Source organism: Streptomyces niveiscabiei (assembly GCF_001419795.1).
Classification (GTDB): domain Bacteria; phylum Actinomycetota; class Actinomycetes; order Streptomycetales; family Streptomycetaceae; genus Streptomyces; species Streptomyces niveiscabiei.
Window position 1 is genome coordinate 1 of the sequence record NZ_LIRL01001319.1, and the last position, 2131, is coordinate 2131.

Genomic DNA, 2131 nt, shown 5'->3' on the forward strand with positions numbered 1-2131 from the left:
GCCGCCCACCCCGCGAGCGGACACCCCACCCGGCGCTGTGACGGCTCCCTCCCTCCCCGGTACTACGCCGTCCGGCTCCCGCCCCGTCACCCCGGCAACCACCCCCCGCCCCGGCTCCTCCAACGCCCGCATCACCGCCGTGTACGCCTCCCGGTTCCCCTCGTCCCACGCCGCGCGGTACGCGGCCGTCGCGGTGAACCGGCGTACCTCGTCCTCGACGACCCGTCGCGGCACGCCCGGCGTATCCCGGGCGACGCCCTCCACGATGGTCCGCCGGACCGCCGCGTCCGTGGCCAGCGGCGCGAGCGCCCGGACGTACCGCTCTTGGTCCCGCAGGTCGTACGACGCCCAGGCCGCGAGGGCCGCGAGGGGGACGAGGAGGCAGGCGAGGGCGACGAACGCGGCGGAGACGGTCGTACGGGTAGTACGGGTACTACNNGGGGTACCTGAGGGGTACGCCAGTGGGTTGCCGCCATGTGGGTGCGCGGCCCCTGCCTCACCGGCCCCCGTAACGGCCCTCCACCCCCTCCCTCTCCGGTGGAGGGTTCACCCGAACGGGTGTTTCCTGGTGCTGGGGAGAAACGGGGACGTTCAGGGGAGAAGGAGGCCGAATCATGCGCAGTACTCCGGTCCTGCGGACCCTGGCCGCGGCCCTGCTCACCGGTGGCACGCTGGCCGTGGCCGCGGCGGGCACCCACGCGGCGGCAGCACCCTCGACCACGCCGGCGACCACCTCACCCGCCTTCGCCGAGGGACGCGGCGGCGGACACGGCGGAGGCGGCGGCCCGATCTGGGGCACCGTCGTCTCGGGCACGGAACTCAACGTACGGTCGGCGCCCACCACGCACGCGGGTGTCGTCACCGCGCTCTCCCCCGGCAGCCAGGACCGCGTGCAGTGCATGGTCCAGGGGCAGAGCGTCAACGGGAACCCCTACTGGTACTGGCTCGTCGGCGCCCAGGGCTGGGCCAGCGCCGCGTTCGTGAACACCGGGGGCGCCTGGGTGCCCACCTGCTCCGACCCCTGCCCCCAGTGGAAGAACGGGAGCTGGAGCAACTGGGACAACCCCTACGGCCGGAACAACGCGTACGACCCCTACAACACCTCGTGGAGCGCCGCGGGCTCCGGCTCGTGGAGCGCGTCGGGCTCGTGGAGCTGGAGTTCGGCCGGATCCTCGGGCTGGTGGTGAGCGGATGGCGTGACCGTGACAGGGCCGGGCCCCGGCGGGTGGACGACCACCTCGCCGGGGCCCGGCCCTGTCGGCCTCAGGTACTACCCGGGTAGTACCGGGGGCGCCGCCTCAGCGGACGCGATGCCCCTCGCCGTCCTCGTGGGTGTAGTACCGGTAGAAGAGGACGGCGAAGAAGCCCGCCGCCACTCCGAGGGACATCATCACGGAGCGCCAGATCGTCGCGCCGGTCTGGCTGTAGACGAAGCCGAAGGCGCACCCCGCGAAGGACGCCCACAGCACGGCGTGCAGCTCGCGCTTCAGGCGCGGAGCCAGGGCGCGCACCGCGACGTACGCCGCCGCGACCGCGAGGGCGCTGACGAAGCCGAGCAGCAGGTTCCAGCCGGTGATCGGGCCGCCCGAGCGGCGGACGGCCGCCACCCAGTACCCGTACACGAGTCCTAGTACCACCGGACCCGCCCAGGCCGCGATCCGATGGGTGCGGGCGCTGAAGACGTGGTTCGCATCATGTGGTGCGGGTGCCGCGTGAGCCATCTGGAGTACTCCTCTCCGGGTATCCCCCACCCCCTGACCTCCAGGGCACACCCAGGGAGGGACGGTGGCAAGTCGGTCCGCGAGGGGATGCGGACGACAGCGCTGTTCGCGGCGCTGTCGCTCGCCGCGTTCGTCCTCACCGAGCTGCGCATGGTGCGCATGACGGACGCCGCCGACACCACCCGGCGTACGGTGCTGCGCCCGCTGCCCGCCGACTGGGGCGGGCTGCGGCACGCCGAGGGCGGGCTACCGCTCGGGCTGGGGGAGCTGGGCAAGGCCCTGACCAGGGACGCAGGGCTCGCGGAGCCGGACCGGCTGGTGGCGTTCGTCCGGGCAGGCGCGCTGCGGCACAGCGGGGGAGACCGGGGGACGACACGACGGTCTTCGCCGTACGGATGGTGCCCGAGGGG

The 2131-nt window shown here is 73.7% G+C and carries 2 protein-coding genes and 2 pseudogenes; 2 read left to right on the forward strand and 2 right to left on the reverse strand.

The features are described 5' to 3' along the window. Positions 1-437, reverse strand: a pseudogene (locus AOK24_RS50040) (hypothetical protein); the annotation flags it as partial. 177 nt (positions 438-614) lie between these two features. On the opposite strand from AOK24_RS50040, the gene AOK24_RS43560 reads away from it, so the two are divergent. Then, positions 615-1187, forward strand: coding sequence for a hypothetical protein (locus AOK24_RS43560; RefSeq protein WP_055725356.1), 573 nt, complete (start codon positions 615-617; stop codon positions 1185-1187). A 111-nt stretch (positions 1188-1298) separates the two neighbouring features. Here the strand turns inward: AOK24_RS43560 and AOK24_RS43565 are convergent, their stop codons facing one another. Further along, the gene (locus tag AOK24_RS43565; RefSeq protein ID WP_055725357.1) at positions 1299-1721 is read right to left on the reverse strand and encodes a hypothetical protein; all 423 of its coding nucleotides are present in this window, start codon (positions 1719-1721) and stop codon (positions 1299-1301) included. Positions 1722-1808: 87 nt separating this feature from the next. On the opposite strand from AOK24_RS43565, the pseudogene AOK24_RS43570 reads away from it, so the two are divergent. After that, a pseudogene (locus tag AOK24_RS43570) lies at positions 1809-2131 on the forward strand (hypothetical protein); the annotation flags it as partial.

Bases quoted from the DNA above. Each gene is read 5' to 3' on its own strand.
- AOK24_RS43565 (WP_055725357.1), bottom strand. From the start codon at position 1,721: ATGGCTCACGCGGCACCCGCACCACATGATGCGAACCACGTCTTCAGC.
- AOK24_RS43560 (WP_055725356.1), top strand. From the start codon at position 615: ATGCGCAGTACTCCGGTCCTGCGGACCCTGGCCGCGGCCCTGCTCACC.